Here is an 18,774-nt window from a genome sequence, read left to right on the forward strand (position 1 = left end):
CGCACCCCGGTTTTCTCCTCTGCACGTGGAAGGCGGCACGGCATGACGATCAAGGACACCCCCGAGGAGTGGGAGATCCGGGCGACGGAGACCCCCTTCGTGGGCAACAAGACCTCGGTCCGCACGGACGAGGTGGTCATGCCCGACGGTTCGGTGGTACGGCGCGACTACCAGGTCCACCCCGGCTCGGTCGCCGTCCTGGCCCTCGACGGGGAGGACCGGGTCCTGCTCATCCGCCAGTACCGGCACCCGGTACGGCAGAAGCTCTGGGAGATCCCGGCCGGCCTGCTCGACATCCCCGGCGAGAACCCGCTGCACGCCGCCCAGCGCGAGCTGTACGAGGAGGCGCACGTCAAGGCGGAGGACTGGCGGGTGCTGACCGACCTGTACACCACCCCCGGCGGCTGCGACGAGGCGGTGCGGATCTTCCTCGCCCGGGACCTGGCCGAGGCCGAGGGGGAGCGGTTCGAGACCGAGCACGAGGAGATCGACCTGGAGTACGCGCGCGTGCCGGTCGACGAGCTGGTCCGCCTGGTCCTCGCCGGCGACCTGCACAACAACTGCCTGGTGACGGGTGTGCTGTCGCTGGTCGCCGCCCGCACCGGCGACGGCCTCGACGCGCTGCGCCCGGCGGACGCGCCCTGGCCGGCCCGCCCCTTCGAGTCCTGAGCCCACCCTCCGGGAGCGCCGGTGTGACCATCGCCTGATCCGATCGGGCGATGCGCCCGCCACGCTCTGCCGGGAACGTCCGCGCACGTGAACTAGGCTCGACGCGATTGAGCCGAAACGCCCGAACCGGAGCCCCGGCGGGCCTGCGTGTGCGGTGGGACGGGAGTGTGGCCCGTGACGGATCAGGCGGTGGACACAGGCGGCGTGCGGCGGTCGGCGCCCGCGGCCACGGACGACCGGTTCCTGGGCCGCACAAGGGAGTTGAAGGAACTGCGCGCCGACATCGAGCGCGCGGGCCTGGACACCATCGCCGGCCGCAAGGCTCCCCGTGCCCGGGTCCTGCTGATCGCCGGCCGACCCGGATCCGGACGCACCGCCCTCGCCACGGAACTCGTCCGGCAGGTCGCCGCCGGCTACCCCGACGGGGTGCTGCGCGCCCGCCTCACCGATCCCGACGGCACCGCGGTCCCCGTCGAGCGCACCGCCCGCGACCTCCTCACCGCCCTGCGGCTGCCCACCCCGCCCGGCGCCGCCGCCGACGACCTCACCCACGCCCTGCGCACCGCCCTCACGGGGCGCCGGATGCTGCTGCTCCTCGACGACGCGCCCGGCGCCGAAGAGGTCGACGTCCTGCTCCCCGACAGCCCGGACTGCCTGGCCGTCGCCGTCTCCGGCGGCCCGCTCACCGGGATCTCGGACGTCCGCCCCTGCACCCTGGGCGGTCTCGACACCAAGTCGGCCGTGGAACTGCTCAGCCGGTACACCGGCGCGGTCCGCATCACCGTCGACCCCCGGTCCGCCGAGTCGCTGGTCGAGGCCTGCCAGGCGCAGCCCGCCGCGCTCGTCCTGGCCGGCGGCTGGCTCGCCGCCCGCCCCCAGGCGGCCGTCTCCGACCTCGCCAAACGGCTGCACGCGGAGCCGGACGAGGGCACCGCGCTGGCCCGGGTCCTCCGGTTCGTGCACGACCAGCTGCCGGACCGGTCCGCGCGGATACTGCGCCTGCTGTGCCTGGCCCCGGCCGGTCTGGCCGACCCGCACACCGCCTCCGCCCTGGCCGGCTGCTCGGTCGACACCGCCCGCAGCACCCTGGACGAGCTGGCCCGGCACGGCCTGCTGCACCCGGTCGGCTCCGCGCTGCCCCAGTACGAGGTCCCCGGCTGCCTGCACCCGCTCCTCCTGGTGCTGGCCGAGAGCCAGGAGCGGGCCGGCGAACTCCAGCTGGCCCGCGCCCGGATGCTGGAGCGCACGGTACGGCTGCTGCAGTCCTGCCGGGCGATCACCGAGACCGACAACCCGCAGGCCCGCGAGAAGCTCCAGGCGCTCCCACCCGAGCTGCGCTTCCCCACCCCCCGGGCGGCCGCCGACTGGCTGCGCGTCCGGCGCCCGGCCCTGCTGGCCGCCGCCCGCGCGGCGGTCGCCGACGGCGAGCTCGACACACTGGCCCGCCGTCTGATGGCGCAGCTGGTCAAGGCCATGGTGGCGCACCTCGGCACCCAGGCCGCCGCCCCCGACCTGTACGGCATCCACGGGTTGGTCCTCGACGTCGCCCGGCGCCGGGACCTGCCCCGCGAGCAGGCCGCCGCGCTGCTGAACCTCGGCGACCTGGACGCGCAGACCGGGCGGACTGCGGACGCACTGGTGCGATATCGGTCAGCTCTGGACGCCGGACGCAGAGCAAATGACCCGTACGCGACCGGTCGCGCAATGGAATCCGTAGGTGGCACCTATCTGGAGCGGGGGGACTACGACCGGGCCGCCGACTGGTTCGGCCGCGCCCTCGCCGAGCGCCTGGCCCGCGGCGAGCGTGCCGAGGCGGCCCGGCTCTACGGCCGTATCGCCGGTGCGCACACCTACGCGGGCCGCTACGGCGAGGCGCTCCGGGCGTGGCGGGCGGCCGTTTCCGGCCACCGCAAGAACGGTGACGTGCCCGCGCAGGCAAGGGCGTTGAGCGAGCTGGCCCGGGTCCAGGAGTACGCGGGACGGCCCGAGGAGTCGCTGCGCACCTGCCAGGAGGCGGTGGAGTGGGCGCGCCGCGCCGAGGACATCCGGCTGCAGGCCGCGCTCCAGCTGCGGCTCGCCGACACGCTGGAGCGGCTCGGCGACTCCACCGCCGCGAGCCTGCACCGCTCGGCCGCCGAGCGCATGCTGGGGGAGGAGCCGCCGGACCTCTTCGGGCCTCCGGACCTGGACTCCGACCCGGAACACGGCGCTAACGCCTACGAAATCCGTAGTGCTTCCGGCGAAGATTGATGCAATGAAAGGCTAGACAGCCGGAACGCCTTCATTAAACTGGCTCTGCCGCCGGTTCTTCCGCGGTGTCTCCTGGTATGCCGCCGCGTGCCGGGTATGTGCATCTATGCCCCCACATCCTCTGAGCCAAGGACCGTGATCGACGTGAAGGTCGGCATCCCCCGCGAGGTCAAGAACAACGAGTTCCGGGTGGCCATCACCCCGGCCGGTGTGCACGAGCTGGTGCGCCACGGCCACCAGGTCGTCGTCGAGCGCGGTGCGGGCCTCGGCTCGTCGATCCCGGACGACGAGTACACCGCCGCCGGCGCCACGATCCTGGACACCGCCGACGAGGTGTGGGCCACCGCCGACCTGCTGCTGAAGGTCAAGGAGCCGATCGCGGAGGAGTACCACCGTCTCCGCAAGGACCAGACCCTCTTCACCTACCTGCACCTGGCCGCCTCCAAGGAGTGCACGGACGCCCTCCTGGAGTCCGGCACCACGGCGATCGCCTACGAGACCGTCGAGCTGCCCAGCCGCGCGCTCCCGCTGCTCGCGCCCATGTCCGAGGTCGCGGGCCGGCTCGCCCCGCAGGTCGGCGCCTACCACCTGATGCGCGCCGCGGGCGGCCGCGGCGTCCTGCCCGGCGGCGTCCCGGGCGTGCTGCCCGCGAAGGCCGTCGTCATCGGCGGCGGCGTCTCCGGCTGGAACGCCGTGCAGATCGCCATCGGCATGGGCTTCGACGTGACCCTGCTCGACCGCGACATCAACAAGCTGCGCGAGGCCGACCGGATCTTCGGCACCAAGGTCAAGGCCGTCATGTCCAACGCCTTCGAGCTGGAGAAGGCCTGCCTGGAGGCCGACCTCGTGGTCGGCGCGGTGCTCATCCCGGGCGCCAAGGCCCCGAAGCTCGTCACCAACGAGCTGGTCTCCCGCATGAAGCCGGGAAGTGTCCTTGTCGACATCGCGATCGACCAGGGCGGCTGCTTCGAGGACTCCCGTCCCACCACGCACGCCGAGCCGACCTTCAAGGTCCACGAGTCGGTCTTCTACTGCGTCGCCAACATGCCCGGCGCGGTGCCCAACACCTCCACCTACGCGCTCACCAACGCCACGCTGCCGTACATCGTCTCGCTCGCGGACAACGGCTGGGCCGAGGCGCTGCGCCGCGACGCCGCGCTCGCCAAGGGCCTCAACACGCATGACGGCAAGGTCGTCTACAAGGAGGTCGCCGAGGCGCACGGCCTGGAGCACGTGGACCTCGACACGCTCATCGGCTGAGCCGGCCCGGACCGGCAAGTCACCTTTTCGTAAAGGCGATACGTCAACAAGCCGCGTCAATCGCGCACATCCGGCCGGACCTTGCCCGACAAGGTCCGGCCGGATGTGTGTATGGTCACTTTGCGACTTGCGGTCAACTCGCCTCGAACGTAACCCTTCGACCGATTCGCACACCGGTGAAACCTGCTGTGCGACGGCCGTACGCCCTTGACAGCGGGATGTTTCATTGCCGACACATCCTGCCGGGTCCGGCGGATTGTGTTGCTGCGAACGCCCGACACGCCATAGAGTCGCCAACCGTCGGCATAGTGCCACGCTGACCTGTCTAGAAGTTTCCTGGTCACCAAGGAGGTAAGACGACTTGTGAATGAGTCGACATTTTCTCCCGGGGGTGGTCAACCAGGAATGCCGGTACGGGACCAGGGTTCCGCGGGGTTCGAGGCTGTCGGCTCCGTCGCGGTGCGTACCTTCGCAGCAGCCCGGAGTCCGCTGACCACGCGGACAGCACACCAGAGCATGGATGGCCATCACGTGAACGCCATGGCCGGCGACGGAAGTGGCGCGCCCCACAACCAATTCGCCGACTACGACGAACTGCCCGAGGGGCACTTCTACGACCCCGACGCCGAGTACGAGCCCGATCCGGAGTACGCGGCCACGCTCGCGCCCGACGCGGCCCGCCAGCGCCGCGAGCGCGTCGGCCCGACCGGGCGCCCGCTCCCGTACTTCCCGATCCCGGGCCCGGTGACCAGTCACGGCCCCGCGACGATCATCGCGATGTGCAACCAGAAGGGCGGCGTCGGCAAGACCACGTCGACCATCAACCTGGGTGCCGCGCTGGCGGAGTACGGCCGCCGGGTGCTGCTCGTGGACTTCGACCCGCAGGGCGCGCTGTCGGTGGGTCTCGGCGTCAACCCGATGGAGCTCGACCTCACCGTCTACAACCTGCTCATGGAGCGGGGCATGGCGGCCGACGAGGTCCTCCTGAAGACCGCGGTCCCCAACATGGACCTGCTGCCCTCGAACATCGACCTGTCGGCCGCCGAGGTCCAGCTGGTCTCCGAGGTGGCCCGCGAGTCCACGCTGCAGCGCGCCCTGAAGCCGCTGCTGCCCGACTACGACTACATCGTGATCGACTGTCAGCCCTCGCTCGGCCTGCTCACGGTCAACGCGCTGACGGCCGCTCACAAGGTGATCGTGCCCCTGGAGTGCGAGTTCTTCGCCCTGCGCGGTGTCGCCCTGCTGACCGAGACCATCGAGAAGGTCCAGGAGCGGCTCAACCCGGAGCTGGAGCTCGACGGCATCCTCGCCACGATGTACGACTCGCGCACGGTCCACAGCCGTGAGGTGCTGGCCCGTGTGGTCGAGGCGTTCGACGACCACGTCTACCACACGGTCATCGGCCGCACGGTCCGCTTCCCGGAGACCACGGTCGCCGGTGAGCCGATCACCACGTACGCCTCCAACTCCGTCGGTGCCGCCGCCTATCGCCAGCTCGCCAGGGAGGTGCTCGCCCGGTGTCACGCCGAGTGAGTCTGCCCGGCGCCGACGAACTGTTCCGTACGACCGGGGGGATGGCGTTGCAGCCGTCCACACCCAGGCGCCCGGTCAACGGCGAGGCCCGGGTGCCGGCTCCCGCGGGGGAGAGCGACGAGACGGCGGCAGCGGCAGCCGAGGACGCACCCCAGTCGGTGCCCGTGCAGGGCGGCGACGGGGAGGGCGCGGAGCACGTGGCGGCGGACGCCGAGCCGGCCGACGCCGGGGAGTCCCGCAACCACGCGGCGTCGACCACGATCGCGGCCGCCGGGCCGCGCCGGCCGGGACCGCAGGAAGGTTCTGGCACCGACGCCCAGCCGCGCAAGCGCGGGGGCAGGGCGCCCGCCCGTCGGCCCAGCGGGCGGGAGCGGCACGACGAGAAGATCACCGTGTACGTCTCCGCCGAGGAGCTGATGGACCTGGAGCACGCCCGTCTCGTGCTCCGGGGCGAGCACGGGCTGGCCGTGGACCGGGGCCGGATCGTCCGCGAGGCGGTCGCCGTGGTCCTGGCGGATCTGGAGTCCCGCGGGGACGCGAGCATCCTCGTACGACGGCTGCGGGGTCGGTAGTCGGCCGAGTGGGCGGTAAGCGGTAGCCTGCGACGGCTATGACCTCGAACGACGTTCCCGCCACCGGCCCCGGCGCCGGCCGCAGGCGTGCGCTGGGGAGGGGACCGGAGGTCGCGCCTCCGGCGCCGGAAGCGGTGCCGTTCGTGGACGGCGGGTCGTCGGCTGAGGTTGTGGGTCCGGCTGAGGCCGGTGGGGCGTTGTGCCCACCCTCCCCCACTCTCGACTTCGCTCGAGCGGGGGGACCCCCATCGCCCAGCGGAACGCCTGCCCACAACGCTGGCGAGCCGCAGGAGGAACCCGGACCTCCAGAACCCGAGGAACAGCGCGACGGCGTCTTCAAGGTGCGGCTCGCCAACTTCGAGGGCCCTTTCGATCTGCTCCTCCAGCTGATCTCCAAGCACAAGCTGGACGTCACCGAGGTCGCGCTGTCCAAGGTGACCGACGAGTTCATGGCGCACATCCGGGCCATGGGGCCGGACTGGGACCTGGACCAGACGACCGAGTTCCTGGTCGTCGCCGCCACGCTGCTCGACCTGAAGGCCGCCCGGCTGCTGCCGGCCGCCGAGGTCGAGGACGAGGCCGACCTGGCGCTGCTGGAGGCGCGGGACCTGCTGTTCGCGCGGCTGCTGCAGTACCGGGCGTACAAACAGATCGCCGACATCTTCAACCGGCGCCTGGACGACGAGGCCCGCCGCTGGCCCCGTACGGTCGGCCTGGAGCCGCATCTCGCCGAGCTCCTGCCCGAGGTCGTCATCAGCATCGGGGCCGAGGGGTTCGCCAGGCTCGCGGTCAAGGCGATGCAGCCCAAGCCCAAGCCGCAGGTGTACGTCGACCACATCCACGCCCCGCTGGTCAGCGTGCAGGAGCAGGCGGGGATCGTGGTGGCGCGGCTGCGGGAGCTGGGGGAGGCCAGCTTCCGGGTGCTCGTCGAGGACACCGACAGCACGCTCACCGTCGTGGCCCGTTTCCTGGCACTCCTGGAGCTGTACCGGGAGAAGGCCGTCGCCCTCGACCAGGAGACCGCCCTCGGGGATCTGATCGTGCGGTGGACCGGCGGGGAGGCGGGGACCCAGCCGACGGTGACCGACGAGTTCGACCGGCCGCCCGAGCCGCCCAAGGAGGAGAAGGCGTGAGTGAGGAGACCGCGGAGCTGCCGGCGGGGCTGCGGCCCGTCGCCGAACTCGACCTGAAGTCGGCTCTGGAGGCCGTCCTGATGGTCGTGGACGAGCCGGCCACCGTCGAGCACCTGTCGAGGCTCCTGGAGCGGCCGAGGCAGACGATCACGAAGGCGCTGCGGGCGCTGGCCGACGAGTACACCGCGCAGGGCCGCGGCTTCGAGCTGCGGTTCGTCGCGGGCGGCTGGCGCTTCTACACGCGCGCCGAGTACGCGCCGGCCGTCGAGCGGCTGGTCCTGGAGGGCCAGACGGCCCGGCTGACCCAGGCCGCCCTGGAGACCCTCGCGGTCGTCGCGTACCGCCAGCCGGTGAGCCGCAGCCGGGTCTCGGTCGTCCGCGGGGTCAACTGCGACGGTGTGATGCGCACCCTGCTCCAGCGCGGTCTGGTCGAGGAGGCGGGCGCGGAACCCGAAACAGGTGCGATCCTGTACAGGACGACGAACTACTTCCTGGAGCGGATGGGCCTGCGCGGCCTGGACGAGCTCCCGGAGCTCGCGCCCTTCCTCCCGGAGGCCGAGGCGATCGAGGCCGAGACCCAGGAAGGCGTGCCGTCGTTCGATCCGGACGCTCCGGATTCCGAGGACGCAGACGACAAGACGGAACTTTGATGCGAAGCAGCAGCGGCAGGAACAGCAGCGGAAACAACGGCGGGAGCCGTGGTGGCAACAGCGGCGGCCGCGGCGGGAGCAGCGGTGGACGCGGTAACTACCGCGGCGCCGGGAACGCCCGCGACGACAAGCAGGGCGCCGGCCGGCCGAAGAAGCCGCGCCCGGAGGAGCGGCGCTACGACGTGGGCCCCGGCGCCACCCAGGACGGACCGAAGTCCGGCCGGGGCGCCTCGGCGCGCGGCGGAGCCAAGGGCGGCCCCAGGCAGGGCCAGGGCACCGGGCGCGGCCGTACGGCTCCGGCGAGCTCCCGTGAGTACGACGCCCGCGCCGAGGAGCGCAACCGCGAGCGGTACGCGGGCAAGAAGGACGTGAAGCTCCCCAAGACCTTCCCGGGCGCCGAGCAGGAGGGCGAGCGGCTGCAGAAGGTCCTCGCCCGCGCCGGCTACGGCTCCCGGCGTGCCTGTGAGGAGCTGATCGAGCAGGCCAGGGTCGAGGTCAACGGCGAGATCGTCCTGGAGCAGGGCAAGCGCGTCGACCCGGAGAAGGACGAGGTACGCGTCGACGGACTGACCGTCGCCACGCAGTCCTACCAGTTCTTCTCGCTGAACAAGCCGGCCGGTGTCGTCTCCACCATGGAGGACCCGGACGGGCGGCAGTGCCTCGGCGACTACGTCACCAACCGGGAGACCCGGCTCTTCCACGTGGGACGCCTGGACACCGAGACCGAGGGTGTCATCCTGCTCACCAACCACGGCGAGCTGGCGCACCGGCTGACCCACCCCAAGTACGGCGTGAAGAAGACCTACCTCGCGCACATCGTCGGCCCGATCCCGCGCGACCTGGGCAAGAAGCTCAAGGACGGCATCCAGCTGGAGGACGGGTACGCCCGCGCCGACCACTTCCGGGTCGTCGAGCAGACCGGCAAGAACTACCTCGTCGAGGTCACCCTGCACGAGGGCCGCAAGCACATCGTGCGGCGCATGCTGGCGGAGGCCGGGTTCCCGGTCGACAAGCTGGTGCGGGTCGCCTTCGGGCCGATCACCCTCGGCGACCAGAAGTCGGGCTGGCTGCGCCGGCTGTCCAACACCGAGGTCGGGATGCTCATGAAGGAAGTCGACCTCTAGAGCTCTCCTGGGCCCGCGAAACCCCCGTGAAGGGGCCTGCGCGGCTCTGCGGCGGCCGGTTCCGGGTGCTCCGGGACCGGCCGCCGCCATGTCCGCGCACGGGGCTCCGGCGGCCACTGAGGGCTCGCGCGGTGGGGTAGGGGGCACCCCGGGGGTTGCCCGGCACCCCGAAGGCTCTTTATAGTCGTGCCGACTATTAGTGATTCCGATCATCGAGGGGGGTGGACGGGCGCATGCAGGGCTACGACAAGTACGCCTTCGAACCCTTCGCCGTCACCGTCGACCTCGCCGTCCTCACCCTCCGCGCCGGCGCCCTGCACGTGCTGCTCGTCGAGCGCGGGCAGGAGCCGTACGCCGGACAGTGGGCGCTCCCCGGCGGCTTCCTGCTGCCGCGGGAGTCGGCCGAGACGGCGGCCCGGCGGGAACTCGCCGAGGAGACCGGACTGTCGGACGTGTCCGGACTGCACCTGGAGCAGCTGCGGACCTACAGCGAGCCGGACCGCGACCCGAGGATGCGGGTCGTCTCCGTCGCCTTCACCGCGCTGCTGCCCGACGCCCCCGAACCGCACGGCGGCGGCGACGCGGCCCAGGCGCGCTGGCTGCCGTACGACCCGGGCCGGCCGCTCGCCTTCGACCACGAGCGGATCCTGGCCGACGCCCACGAACGGGTCGGCGCCAAGCTGGAGTACAGCTGCCTCGCCACCGCCTTCTGCCCGCCCGAGTTCACCCTCGGCGAGCTGCAGCACGTCTACGAGACCGTGTGGGGCGTCGCGCTGGACCGCCCCAACTTCCGCCGCAAGGTGCTCGCCACCCCCGGCTTCGTCGAACCCGTCCCGGGCGCCGCCCGGCTGACCGGCGGCCGCGGCAAACCGGCCGCCCTCCACCGCGCGGGCACCGCCACCGCGCTGCATCCGCCCCTGCTCCGCCCGTCCCGGGAAGGACGCCCCGCATGACCACGAACATCGGCGACAAACGCGCCGCCACCGGCTCCCTGATCGGCCTCGCCCTCGGTGACGCGCTCGGCTTCCCCACCGAGTTCAACGATGTGCCCTCGATCCTCGCCAAGTTCGGGCCGTGGCGGGAGATGGGGCTGTTGCGGCCGGCCGTCGTCTCGGACGACACCCAGATGACCCTCGCCGTGGGGCATGCGATGCGCACCGCCATGGACCGCGGAGTGCTCGCGCCCGAGCGGCTGGAACGGCCGCTGCGCGAGGAGTTCGTGAACTGGTACCAGTCGCCCGAGAACAACCGGGCGCCCGGACGGACCTGCTTGCGCGCCTGCAACCTCCTGAAGGACGAGGGCCGGGCCTGGCAGGACGCCAGTCAGATCGACTCCAAGGGCTGCGGCGCCAACATGCGGGTCGCCCCCGTCGGGCTCGCGCCCGGGCTGAGCGACGAACAGCGCGCCGGGGCCGCCCAGTTGCAGGCCGGGCTCACCCACGGCCACCCCACCGCCCTGGCCGCCTCCGACCTCACCGCGCACGCCGTGCACCTGCTCGCGCAGGGGGCCGAACCGGACGGACTCGTCGGGCAGTTGCGGTCGTACGCCCGCGAGAACCGCGGCCGCTACCACCACACCTGGCTCGGCGACCTGTGGACGCGCAGCCAGGACGCGACACCCGAGGACTTCGTCGCGCGCGGCTGGGACGAGTGCCTGGAGATCCTCGACCGGCTCCAGGAGGCCGTGCGGACCGCCTCGCCGGAGGCCGACCCGTGCCTGGCCACCGGCGCCGGCTGGATCGCCGAGGAGGCCCTGGCGACCGGGCTGCTCTGCTTCCTGCTCTTCCCCGGCGAGCCGCTGCTCGCGCTGCGCCGGGCCGCCTGTTCCTCCGGCGACTCCGACTCGATCGCCTGCCTGACCGGGGCCTTCGCGGGCGCCCGGCTGGGCGCGGAGGCCTGGCCGACGGAGTGGGCCGACCGGATCGAGTACGGGGGCGACCTGCTGACCCTGGGTGCGCTCTGGGACGCTTGAGCGCATGATCGACGACCTTGATCCGGACCTCGACCTGGCGCCCGTCGTCGCCGAACAGCCCGACCCCCTGCTGTTCGCGACCGTCTCCGGCGCGCACCTGTACGGCTTCCCGTCCCGGGACTCCGACCTGGACCTGCGAGGCGTCCACCTCTTGCCCGCCGCCGACCTGGTCGGGCTGCGTGAACCGGAGGAGACCCGCTCGAAGACCTGGGTGCACTACGGCGTCGAGATGGATCTCGTCACCCACGACCTGCGCAAGTTCACGCGGCTGATGCTGCGCCGCAACGGCTACGTGCTGGAGCAGCTCCTGTCCCCGCTCGTCGTGCACACCGGCGACACGCACCGCGAGCTGGCCGCTCTCGCCCCGGGCGTGCTGACCGGCCACCACGCCCACCACTACCGGGGGTTCGCGGTCACCCAGTGGCGGCTGTTCGAGAAGACCGGTGAACTCAAGCCGCTGCTCTACACCTTCCGGGTGCTGCTCACCGGCATCCACCTGATGCGCAGCGGCGAGGTCCAGGCCCACCTGCCCACGCTCCTCGGCGAGGTCCCCGAGGCACCCGCCCACCTGCCCGACCTCATCGCCGCCAAGGCCGAACAGGAGCACGGCAGGGCCGCTGTCGGGCACGCGCGCGTGGAGGCCGACGTCGAGCGGCTGCACGTCCTGCTCGACGAGGCGCAGAACGGCTCAGCGCTGCCCGACGCGCCCACCGCGCACGACGCCCTGCACGACCTGGTGGTCCGCGTGCGTCTGGAGGGCTGAGTCCCGGCGGACCCGGAAGAGGAAGCCGGCCACGCGCGCGTGGTCCGGCTCCGCCGGGAGCGGGGTGGAATGCAGGGCCCGCTCGGTCTCCGCGGCGAGCCGGGTCATCCGGGACTCCACCTCCGCCCAGGAGACCTCGCCCCGCTTCACCGCCAGGAACTCCGCACGCCGGTCGCCGACGTCGATCGTCAGCTCGCCGGTGCGCAGCAGGTCGCGGGCGCTCGTCAGCAGCCGCAGCAGGTGCATCGCGTGCTTCCAGCGCGGGGCGCCGTGCGCGCGGATGCCGGCTTCGAGCTTGCGGCGCTGGGCGAGGGCGTAGCGGGTGAAGGAGTCGTAGGCCCGCCGGGAGAGGAAGGCGCCGCGCAGCGCGAGCAGGTCACGGCCGGTGTCGTCGACGTGCTCGACCAGGGGCGAGTGCAGGCACTCCAGGATGTTCGGATTGGCCCGCAGCGCCAGCTCGCAGAACCGCTCCAGCTCCCAGGAGAACCGTTCCTCGCCCGGCCCCTCGACATGCCTGGGCGGCTTCTCGAAGCCCCAGAACAGGGGAGTGGGGGCGAGGAACACCCCCCGGCGGTCGGTGTCGCTGTCCTCGGTGGCCAGACCGAAGGCCCGCGACCCCATGACACAGGCGTAGATCGTGTGGTCGCGTACCAGGTCCTCGGGCTGCATGCCCGGAGCGTATGCGACCGGTCAGCCCAGGGTGATCGAATTTCCGCTCACCGTGATCGACTCGGCCGGCAGCGGCCGCGTCGCCGGACCGTGGGCGACCGAACCGTCGGCGATGTGGTACTTGCTGCCGTGGCAGGGGCAGTCGATGGTGCCGTCCGCCACCTGGCTCACGGTGCAGCCCTCGTGCGTGCAGATCGCCGAGAAGGCCTTGAACTGGCCCTTCGCCGGCTGGGTCACCACGATCTTCTGGTCCTTGAAGATCGTGCCGCCGCCCTCGGGAATGTCACTCGTCTGCGCCAGCGCCTTCCCGGCGGCCGCGCTCGCCGACCCGGAGGCGGACGCGGCCGCGGACGACCCGGTGGTGGGCGACGCCGGGGAGGAGGCCGGTGTCCCGGAGGAGGCGGGCGTCTCCGACGAGCTGGAGGAGCCGTTGCCGTTGTTGTTGCCGCAGCCCACGCAGGTCGCGGCGAGTGCCGCGGTACCCGTCGTGAGCATGGTGCGCCGAGTGGAGCCGTCGGTCATGTCGTCACCCCGAACGTACGGAAGAACCAGAATGCGGACGTCAGCCAGACGAGCGTGAGCGCGGCGAACACCAGCCCACCGACGATCGGCAGCAGCCAGCCAGGGAGTCGCTCCCAGCGGAGCAGGAGCATCTTGGCACTGAAAACACCGAAGAAGAAGCAACCCAGGAGGGAGTGCCACAAAACGCGCGTTTCGTACGTCTGATAGCCCAACGCGTACAGGCAGTGCACCGCCACCGGGACGGCGACCAGGAAGGCGATCCGCCCCGACCAGCGGTGCAGACCCGAGGACCAGCGCGGTCCCGGCAGCCTGCCGTACAGCATCAGCGCGGAGACCAGCTGGACGAGCGCGAAGAAGAGCGCGATCGAGGCCAGCCACGTCTTCCCGGCGAACGTGCTGCTGAAGGCGCCGAGGCCGAAGACGCGCCCGGCCGGGTGGTGGAGCCCGCCGTAGAGGCCGAGGGCGACCGCGACCGCGCCGGCCACCAGGACGGGGACCAGGTAGCGGACGGGGTGCGGGCCGTGGCGGTTCGGCTCCTGCGGCGGTCGGCTCGGGACGGCGGCGTTCGGGTCGACGGTCATGGTCGGCTCCCTCGGGTCACGGCCGGACGTCAGGCGGCCTGGCGGCCGTCGGCGAGCGGCGACGGGGCCGGGGACGCCGCGCTGGTCGCCGACGGCGGACTCGGTGGCTTCTCCTGGTGCGACGACGAGGCGTTCCTGGTCCCCGCCGTCGCGTCGAGCGCCAGCGTGAGCAGGCCGAGCAGCAGACCCGCGAGCAGGGTCAGCAACGGACCGGGGCGTTTCATGGCGGACCTCTCCCAGGGTGGGTCTGCCTGACATCAGAGCGGACCGACGGGCCCGGCGTAAGGAGGCGCACGGGGGGATTTCACCCCGAGTAGCGGAATTGGGTCATATGCGTGACATTAGGGCCATGGCAGGCAATGACCTCGAAAACATACTCGGCAGCCTCCTCGGTGACGACGCCGCGGCCGCCGGGAGGCTGACCACGCTGATCGACGCGATGAGCCACGGCCAGGGCGGCAGTTCGCTCGGCGGACTTCTGGAGACCCTCGCGAAGTCCGCTCCGGCCGCCCGGAAGGACTAGGGACGTCTCAGCGGGCGGGCGCGGCGTACGGGAGCGGTGGCGGTCTGACTAGGCTGGACGGAGCAAGAGGGCGACGTCAGAACAGGAGCAGCGCCGTGGCGGTACGAGCGGTCCGGGGGGCCGTCCAGCTGGAGCGGGACGAGGCCGGCCACATGGACGAGCAGGTCGGAGCGCTGCTCACGGCCATCCTGGAGCGGAACGGCCTGTCCGCCGACGACCTGATCAGCATCTGGTTCACGGCCACGCCCGACCTGCACAGCGACTTCCCGGCGGCCGCCGCGCGCAAGCTGGGCATCGTCGACGTGCCGCTGATCTGCGCCCAGGAGCTGGACATCGCGGGCGCCATGCCCCGCGTCGTACGGATCCTGGCGCACATCGAGTCCGACCGGCCCCGTGCCGACATCAACCACGTCTACCTCGGTGCCGCGGCCGCCCTGCGCAAGGACATCGCCCAGTGAGGACCGCGCTCGTCATCGGTACCGGTCTCATCGGTACGTCCGCCGCGCTCGCCCTCGCCCAGCGGGGCGTCGTCGTCCACCTCGCCGACCACGACCCGGAGCAGGCCCGCACCGCGGCCGCGCTCGGCGCCGGCACCGACGAGGCCCCCGGCGGCCCGGTCGACCTGGCGATCGTCGCCGCCCCGCCCGCCCACGTCGCCGCCGTCCTCGCGGATGCGATGACCAGGGGTCTGGCCCGCGGCTACGCCGACGTGGCCAGCGTCAAGGGCGGCCCGCGCCGGGAGCTGGAGGCGAAGGGCCTGGACCTGTCGTCGTATATCGGGACGCACCCCATGTCGGGCCGGGAGAAGTCCGGACCGCTGGCGGCCACCGCCGACCTGTTCGAGGGCCGGCCCTGGGTGCTCACCCCGACCCGGGACACCGACACCGAGGTGCTGAACCTCGCCCTGGAACTGGTCTCGCTCTGCCGGGCTCTGCCGGTCGTCATGGACGCCGACGCCCACGACCGCGCCGTCGCCCTCGTCTCCCACATGCCCCACCTGGTCTCCAGCATGGTCGCCGCCCGCCTGGAGCACGCCGACGAGTCGGCCGTACGGCTGTGCGGGCAGGGCATCCGGGACGTCACCCGGATCGCCGCCTCCGACCCCGGGATGTGGATCGACATCCTCTCCGCGAACCCCGGGCCGGTCGCCGACCTGCTCGCCGACGTCTCCGCCGACCTCGACGAGACGGTCGGCGCCCTGCGCGCCCTGCAGTCCTCGGACGCGGACAAGCGGCGCGCGGGCGGGGCCGGCATCGAGGACGTGCTGCGCCGCGGCAACGCCGGCCAGGTGCGGGTACCCGGCAAGCACGGCTCGGCGCCGCGTGTGTACGAGGTCGTGGCGGTGCTCATCGACGACCAGCCGGGACAACTGGCCCGGATCTTCGCGGACGCCGGGGCGGCCGGGGTCAACATCGAGGACGTGCGCATCGAGCACGCGACCGGCCAGCAGGCCGGTCACGTCCAGCTCTGGGTGGAGCCGAAGGCGGTGCCGATGCTCACGTCGGCGCTGCGGGACCGGGGCTGGGCGCTGCGCCAGTAGCGCTGGAAACGACGGCCCCGGGGGCCGGTAACCTTGTGCGGGGCGCACCGCCGCCCGAACATCACCCACCACCCTGCACCCGGAAGGTCTCCACCCGTGGAAAACGGCGCCGTAAAGCCCGTGATTGTCGCGATCGACGGCCCCTCGGGCACCGGCAAGTCGAGCACGTCCAAGGCCGTGGCCGAGCAGCTCGGCCTGAGCTACCTGGACACCGGCGCCCAGTACCGGGCGATCACCTGGTGGATGGTGAACAGCGGCATCGACCTCACCGACCCGACCGCGATCGCCGCGGTGGCCGGCAAGCCCGAGATCGTCTCCGGCACCGACCCGGTCAAGCCGACGATCACCGTCGACGGCGTGGACGTCTCCGGCCCGATCCGCACCGAGGAGGTCACCTCCAAGGTCAGCGCGGTCAGCGCGGTACCCGAGGTGCGGACCAGGATCAGCGAGCTGCAGCGGACGCTGGCCCGGGCCGCCGCGCACGGCATCGTCGTCGAGGGCCGGGACATCGGCACGACCGTGCTGCCCGACGCCGACCTCAAGGTCTTCCTCACCGCCTCCCCGGAGGCCCGCGCGGCCCGCCGCAGCGGCGAGCTGAAGGGCGCCGACGTCGCCGCCACCCGCGAGGCCCTGGTCAAGCGGGACGCGGCCGACTCGTCCCGCAAGACCTCACCGCTCGCCAAGGCCGCCGACGCGGTCGAGGTGGACACCACCGAGCTGACGCTGGCGCAGGTCATCGAGTGCGTCGTCACCCTCGTCGAGGAGAAGCGGGCCGGGAAGTGAGCCTTCCGTCGCAGCGCGGCGCCGAGGCCGGGCGCCGCATCGGGGTCGGCCTGATGTACGGGCTGTGGAAGCCGCGGGTGCTCGGCTCCTGGAAGGTGCCCGCGCAGGGCCCGGCGATCCTCGCCGTGAACCACTCCCACAACATCGACGGCCCGATGGTCATGGGCGTGGCGCCCCGGCCGACGCACTTCCTCATCAAGAAGGAGGCGTTCGTCGGCCCGCTCGACCCGTTCCTGACCCGGATCGGGCAGCTGAAGGTGGACCGCCGGTCCACCGACCGCACGGCGGTCACCCGGGCGCTCGGCGTCCTGGAGGCCGGGGGAGTGCTCGGCATATTCCCCGAGGGCAGCCGCGGCGACGGCGACTTCGCCGCCCTGCGCGCGGGCCTCGCCTACTTCGCGGTGCGCTCCGGGGCGCCGATCGTCCCGGTGGCCGTACTGGGAAGCTCCGAGCGGCAGGGGCGACTGGTCAAGGGGCTGCCCCCGCTGCGTTCCCGGGTCGACGTCGTCTTCGGCGACCCCTTCGAGGCGGGCGACGGCACCGGCCGCCGCACCCGCAAGGCCCTGGACGAGGCCACCGAGCGCATCCAGAAGCAGCTCGCCGGCCACCTGGAAAACGCCAGGCGTCTCACCGGACGCTAAGCGACACTTAGTAGTGGATCAGCCCCTTTTCGGGCTGATCCACCGATCACCACGATGAACGACGAGGTACGGACTTCATGAACGACCACATCCAGCCCGGCGACTCGGCTGAGCACGAGTACGACCACGGGGCACTCGGTGACACCGAGTACGCGGAGTTCATGGAGCTCGCCGCCGAAGAGGGCTTCGACATCGAGGACGTCGAGGGCGCCATCGAGGCGGCCGGGCACGGCCCGCTGCCCGTCCTGGCCGTCGTGGGCCGCCCCAACGTCGGCAAGTCGACCCTGGTCAACCGCATCATCGGCCGCCGCGAGGCCGTCGTCGAGGACAAGCCCGGTGTCACCCGGGACCGCGTGACCTACGAGGCCGAGTGGGCCGGCCGCCGCTTCAAGGTCGTCGACACCGGCGGCTGGGAGCAGGACGTCCTCGGCATCGACGCCTCCGTGGCCGCCCAGGCCGAGTACGCGATCGAGGCGGCCGACGCGGTCGTCTTCGTCGTCGACGCCAAGGTCGGCGCGACCGACACCGACGAGGCGGTCGTACGGCTGCTGCGCAAGGCCGGCAAGCCCGTCGTGCTGGCCGCCAACAAGGTCGACGGCCCCAGCGGCGAGGCCGACGCGGCCTATCTCTGGTCGCTCGGCCTCGGCGAGCCGCACCCGGTCTCCGCCCTGCACGGCCGCGGCACCGGCGACATGCTGGACGCCGTCCTGGAGGCGCTGCCCGAGGCGCCCGAGCAGACCTTCGGCGGCCCCGGCCCCGGCGGCCCCCGCCGGATCGCCCTCATCGGCCGCCCCAACGTCGGCAAGTCCTCCCTCCTCAACAAGGTGGCGGGCGAGGAGCGCGTCGTCGTCAACGAGATCGCCGGCACCACCCGCGACCCCGTCGACGAGCTGATCGAACTCGGTGGCATCACCTGGAAGTTCGTCGACACCGCCGGCATCCGCAAGCGCGTCCACCTGCAGCAGGGCGCCGACTACTACGCCTCGCTGCGCACCGCGGCCGCCGTCGAGAAGGCCGAGCTCGCGGTCATCCTGCTGGACGCCTCCGAGAACATCTCGGTGCAGGACCAGCGGATCGTCACCATGGCCGTCGAGGCGGGCCGCGCGGTCGTCCTCGCCTTCAACAAGTGGGACACCCTCGACGAGGAGCGCCGCTACTACCTGGAGCGCGAGATCGAGACCGAGCTCGGCCAGGTCGCCTGGGCACCCCGCGTCAACGTCTCGGCCCGCACCGGCCGGCACATGGAGAAGCTGGTCCCCGCCATCGAGACCGCCCTCGCCGGCTGGGAGACCCGCGTTCCCACCGGCCGTCTCAACGCCTTCCTCGGCGAGCTGGTCTCGGCCCACCCGCACCCGGTCCGGGGCGGCAAGCAGCCGCGCATCCTGTTCGGCACCCAGGCCGGCACCAAGCCGCCGCGGTTCGTGCTGTTCGCCTCCGGCTTCATCGAGGCGGGCTACCGCCGCTTCATCGAACGCCGGCTGCGTGAGGAGTTCGGCTTCGAGGGCACGCCGATCCATATCTCCGTACGGGTGCGCGAGAAGCGCGGCACCAAGAAGAAGTAGGGACGCACAGGAGAGGGGCGGCCACCG

General features: G+C 72.2%; 21 protein-coding genes. 17 read left to right on the forward strand and 4 right to left on the reverse strand.

Features of this window, described 5'->3' with window-relative positions; genetic code table 11:
* Positions 1 to 42 precede the first annotated feature (42 nt).
* The 11 genes from AB0472_RS02655 (at position 43) to AB0472_RS02705 (ending at position 11,926) form a co-directional block, all read left to right on the forward strand.
* Positions 43 to 669, forward strand: a complete 627-nt coding sequence (locus AB0472_RS02655; RefSeq protein ID WP_366352752.1) for an NUDIX hydrolase — start codon at positions 43 to 45, stop codon at positions 667 to 669.
* 174 nt (positions 670 to 843) lie between these two features.
* Positions 844 to 2,919 (forward strand): tetratricopeptide repeat protein, encoded by a 2,076-nt coding sequence (locus AB0472_RS02660; protein WP_366352754.1) that lies wholly within the window; start codon positions 844 to 846, stop codon positions 2,917 to 2,919.
* Positions 2,920 to 3,054: 135 nt separating this feature from the next.
* On the forward strand, positions 3,055 to 4,179 hold the full coding sequence (gene ald, locus AB0472_RS02665) for an alanine dehydrogenase (protein ID WP_366352756.1): 1,125 nt from the start codon (positions 3,055 to 3,057) through the stop codon (positions 4,177 to 4,179).
* Positions 4,180 to 4,584: 405 nt separating this feature from the next.
* The gene (locus tag AB0472_RS02670; RefSeq protein WP_366352758.1) at positions 4,585 to 5,712 is read left to right on the forward strand and encodes a ParA family protein; all 1,128 of its coding nucleotides are present in this window, start codon (positions 4,585 to 4,587) and stop codon (positions 5,710 to 5,712) included.
* Positions 5,697 to 6,284 carry a hypothetical protein gene (locus AB0472_RS02675; protein WP_366352759.1) on the forward strand — a complete coding sequence of 196 codons (588 nt, stop codon included), beginning with the start codon at positions 5,697 to 5,699 and terminating at the stop codon, positions 6,282 to 6,284. The genes AB0472_RS02670 and AB0472_RS02675 overlap by 16 nt, the downstream gene beginning before the upstream one ends.
* A 38-nt stretch (positions 6,285 to 6,322) precedes the next feature.
* Positions 6,323 to 7,417: a segregation/condensation protein A gene (locus tag AB0472_RS02680; protein WP_366352761.1), complete on the forward strand. Its 1,095-nt coding sequence runs from the start codon at positions 6,323 to 6,325 to the stop codon at positions 7,415 to 7,417.
* Complete coding sequence (gene scpB / locus AB0472_RS02685; protein ID WP_366352762.1) at positions 7,414 to 8,067, forward strand: SMC-Scp complex subunit ScpB; 654 nt, start codon at positions 7,414 to 7,416, stop codon at positions 8,065 to 8,067. The genes AB0472_RS02680 and scpB overlap by 4 nt, the downstream gene beginning before the upstream one ends.
* A complete protein-coding gene (locus tag AB0472_RS02690) occupies positions 8,067 to 9,191 on the forward strand; it encodes a pseudouridine synthase (RefSeq protein WP_366352764.1) in 1,125 nt (374 codons plus the stop codon). Before scpB ends, AB0472_RS02690 begins: the two co-directional genes overlap by 1 nt.
* A gap of 233 nt (positions 9,192 to 9,424) precedes the next feature.
* Complete coding sequence (locus tag AB0472_RS02695; protein WP_366353444.1) at positions 9,425 to 10,144, forward strand: NUDIX domain-containing protein; 720 nt, start codon at positions 9,425 to 9,427, stop codon at positions 10,142 to 10,144.
* Positions 10,141 to 11,163, forward strand: a complete 1,023-nt coding sequence (locus AB0472_RS02700; protein WP_366352766.1) for an ADP-ribosylglycohydrolase family protein — start codon at positions 10,141 to 10,143, stop codon at positions 11,161 to 11,163. The genes AB0472_RS02695 and AB0472_RS02700 overlap by 4 nt, the downstream gene beginning before the upstream one ends.
* Before the next feature lie 4 nt (positions 11,164 to 11,167).
* On the forward strand, positions 11,168 to 11,926 hold the full coding sequence (locus AB0472_RS02705) for a nucleotidyltransferase domain-containing protein (protein ID WP_366352768.1): 759 nt from the start codon (positions 11,168 to 11,170) through the stop codon (positions 11,924 to 11,926).
* Here AB0472_RS02705 and AB0472_RS02710 read toward each other — a convergent pair.
* The 4 genes from AB0472_RS02710 to AB0472_RS02725 are packed head-to-tail and all read right to left on the reverse strand — an operon-like array spanning position 11,852 to position 13,922.
* Complete coding sequence (locus tag AB0472_RS02710; protein WP_366352769.1) at positions 11,852 to 12,595, reverse strand: nucleotidyltransferase domain-containing protein; 744 nt, start codon at positions 12,593 to 12,595, stop codon at positions 11,852 to 11,854. The genes AB0472_RS02705 and AB0472_RS02710 overlap by 75 nt on opposite strands.
* A gap of 21 nt (positions 12,596 to 12,616) precedes the next feature.
* A complete protein-coding gene (locus AB0472_RS02715; RefSeq protein ID WP_366352771.1) occupies positions 12,617 to 13,117 on the reverse strand; it encodes a Rieske (2Fe-2S) protein in 501 nt (166 codons plus the stop codon).
* Positions 13,114 to 13,698, reverse strand: coding sequence for a DUF6529 family protein (locus AB0472_RS02720; RefSeq protein WP_366352773.1), 585 nt, complete (start codon positions 13,696 to 13,698; stop codon positions 13,114 to 13,116). Before AB0472_RS02720 ends, AB0472_RS02715 begins: the two co-directional genes overlap by 4 nt.
* A gap of 29 nt (positions 13,699 to 13,727) precedes the next feature.
* Positions 13,728 to 13,922 carry a hypothetical protein gene (locus tag AB0472_RS02725; RefSeq protein ID WP_366352774.1) on the reverse strand — a complete coding sequence of 65 codons (195 nt, stop codon included), beginning with the start codon at positions 13,920 to 13,922 and terminating at the stop codon, positions 13,728 to 13,730.
* A gap of 125 nt (positions 13,923 to 14,047) precedes the next feature.
* Between AB0472_RS02725 and AB0472_RS02730 the strand changes: the two genes are divergently transcribed.
* The 6 genes from AB0472_RS02730 (at position 14,048) to der (ending at position 18,747) form a co-directional block, all read left to right on the forward strand.
* Positions 14,048 to 14,221 carry a hypothetical protein gene (locus tag AB0472_RS02730; protein ID WP_366352775.1) on the forward strand — a complete coding sequence of 58 codons (174 nt, stop codon included), beginning with the start codon at positions 14,048 to 14,050 and terminating at the stop codon, positions 14,219 to 14,221.
* A 95-nt stretch (positions 14,222 to 14,316) separates the two neighbouring features.
* Positions 14,317 to 14,679 carry a chorismate mutase gene (aroH, locus tag AB0472_RS02735; protein WP_366352776.1) on the forward strand — a complete coding sequence of 121 codons (363 nt, stop codon included), beginning with the start codon at positions 14,317 to 14,319 and terminating at the stop codon, positions 14,677 to 14,679.
* Positions 14,676 to 15,761 carry a prephenate dehydrogenase gene (locus tag AB0472_RS02740; protein ID WP_366352778.1) on the forward strand — a complete coding sequence of 362 codons (1,086 nt, stop codon included), beginning with the start codon at positions 14,676 to 14,678 and terminating at the stop codon, positions 15,759 to 15,761. Before aroH ends, AB0472_RS02740 begins: the two co-directional genes overlap by 4 nt.
* Positions 15,762 to 15,857: 96 nt before the next feature.
* On the forward strand, positions 15,858 to 16,544 hold the full coding sequence (cmk, locus tag AB0472_RS02745; RefSeq protein ID WP_366352780.1) for a (d)CMP kinase: 687 nt from the start codon (positions 15,858 to 15,860) through the stop codon (positions 16,542 to 16,544).
* 53 nt (positions 16,545 to 16,597) lie between these two features.
* A complete protein-coding gene (locus AB0472_RS02750; RefSeq protein WP_366353446.1) occupies positions 16,598 to 17,185 on the forward strand; it encodes a lysophospholipid acyltransferase family protein in 588 nt (195 codons plus the stop codon).
* Positions 17,186 to 17,262: 77 nt separating this feature from the next.
* Complete coding sequence (der, locus tag AB0472_RS02755) at positions 17,263 to 18,747, forward strand: ribosome biogenesis GTPase Der (protein ID WP_366352782.1); 1,485 nt, start codon at positions 17,263 to 17,265, stop codon at positions 18,745 to 18,747.
* Positions 18,748 to 18,774: the final 27 nt, after the last annotated feature.

Source organism: Streptomyces sp. NPDC086777 (assembly GCF_040702065.1).
Lineage (GTDB): Bacteria > Actinomycetota > Actinomycetes > Streptomycetales > Streptomycetaceae > Streptomyces.

Bases quoted from the DNA above. Each gene is read 5' to 3' on its own strand.
- der (WP_366352782.1), top strand. From the start codon at position 17,263: ATGAACGACCACATCCAGCCCGGCGACTCGGCTGAGCACGAGTACGAC.
- AB0472_RS02695 (WP_366353444.1), top strand. From the start codon at position 9,425: ATGCAGGGCTACGACAAGTACGCCTTCGAACCCTTCGCCGTCACCGTC.
- AB0472_RS02710 (WP_366352769.1), bottom strand. From the start codon at position 12,595: ATGCAGCCCGAGGACCTGGTACGCGACCACACGATCTACGCCTGTGTC.
- AB0472_RS02715 (WP_366352771.1), bottom strand. From the start codon at position 13,117: ATGACCGACGGCTCCACTCGGCGCACCATGCTCACGACGGGTACCGCG.
- AB0472_RS02655 (WP_366352752.1), top strand. From the start codon at position 43: ATGACGATCAAGGACACCCCCGAGGAGTGGGAGATCCGGGCGACGGAG.
- AB0472_RS02750 (WP_366353446.1), top strand. From the start codon at position 16,598: ATGTACGGGCTGTGGAAGCCGCGGGTGCTCGGCTCCTGGAAGGTGCCC.
- AB0472_RS02690 (WP_366352764.1), top strand. From the start codon at position 8,067: ATGCGAAGCAGCAGCGGCAGGAACAGCAGCGGAAACAACGGCGGGAGC.
- AB0472_RS02720 (WP_366352773.1), bottom strand. From the start codon at position 13,698: ATGACCGTCGACCCGAACGCCGCCGTCCCGAGCCGACCGCCGCAGGAG.
- AB0472_RS02730 (WP_366352775.1), top strand. From the start codon at position 14,048: ATGGCAGGCAATGACCTCGAAAACATACTCGGCAGCCTCCTCGGTGAC.
- AB0472_RS02705 (WP_366352768.1), top strand. From the start codon at position 11,168: ATGATCGACGACCTTGATCCGGACCTCGACCTGGCGCCCGTCGTCGCC.
- AB0472_RS02680 (WP_366352761.1), top strand. From the start codon at position 6,323: ATGACCTCGAACGACGTTCCCGCCACCGGCCCCGGCGCCGGCCGCAGG.
- AB0472_RS02700 (WP_366352766.1), top strand. From the start codon at position 10,141: ATGACCACGAACATCGGCGACAAACGCGCCGCCACCGGCTCCCTGATC.
- AB0472_RS02725 (WP_366352774.1), bottom strand. From the start codon at position 13,922: ATGAAACGCCCCGGTCCGTTGCTGACCCTGCTCGCGGGTCTGCTGCTC.
- AB0472_RS02670 (WP_366352758.1), top strand. From the start codon at position 4,585: ATGCCGGTACGGGACCAGGGTTCCGCGGGGTTCGAGGCTGTCGGCTCC.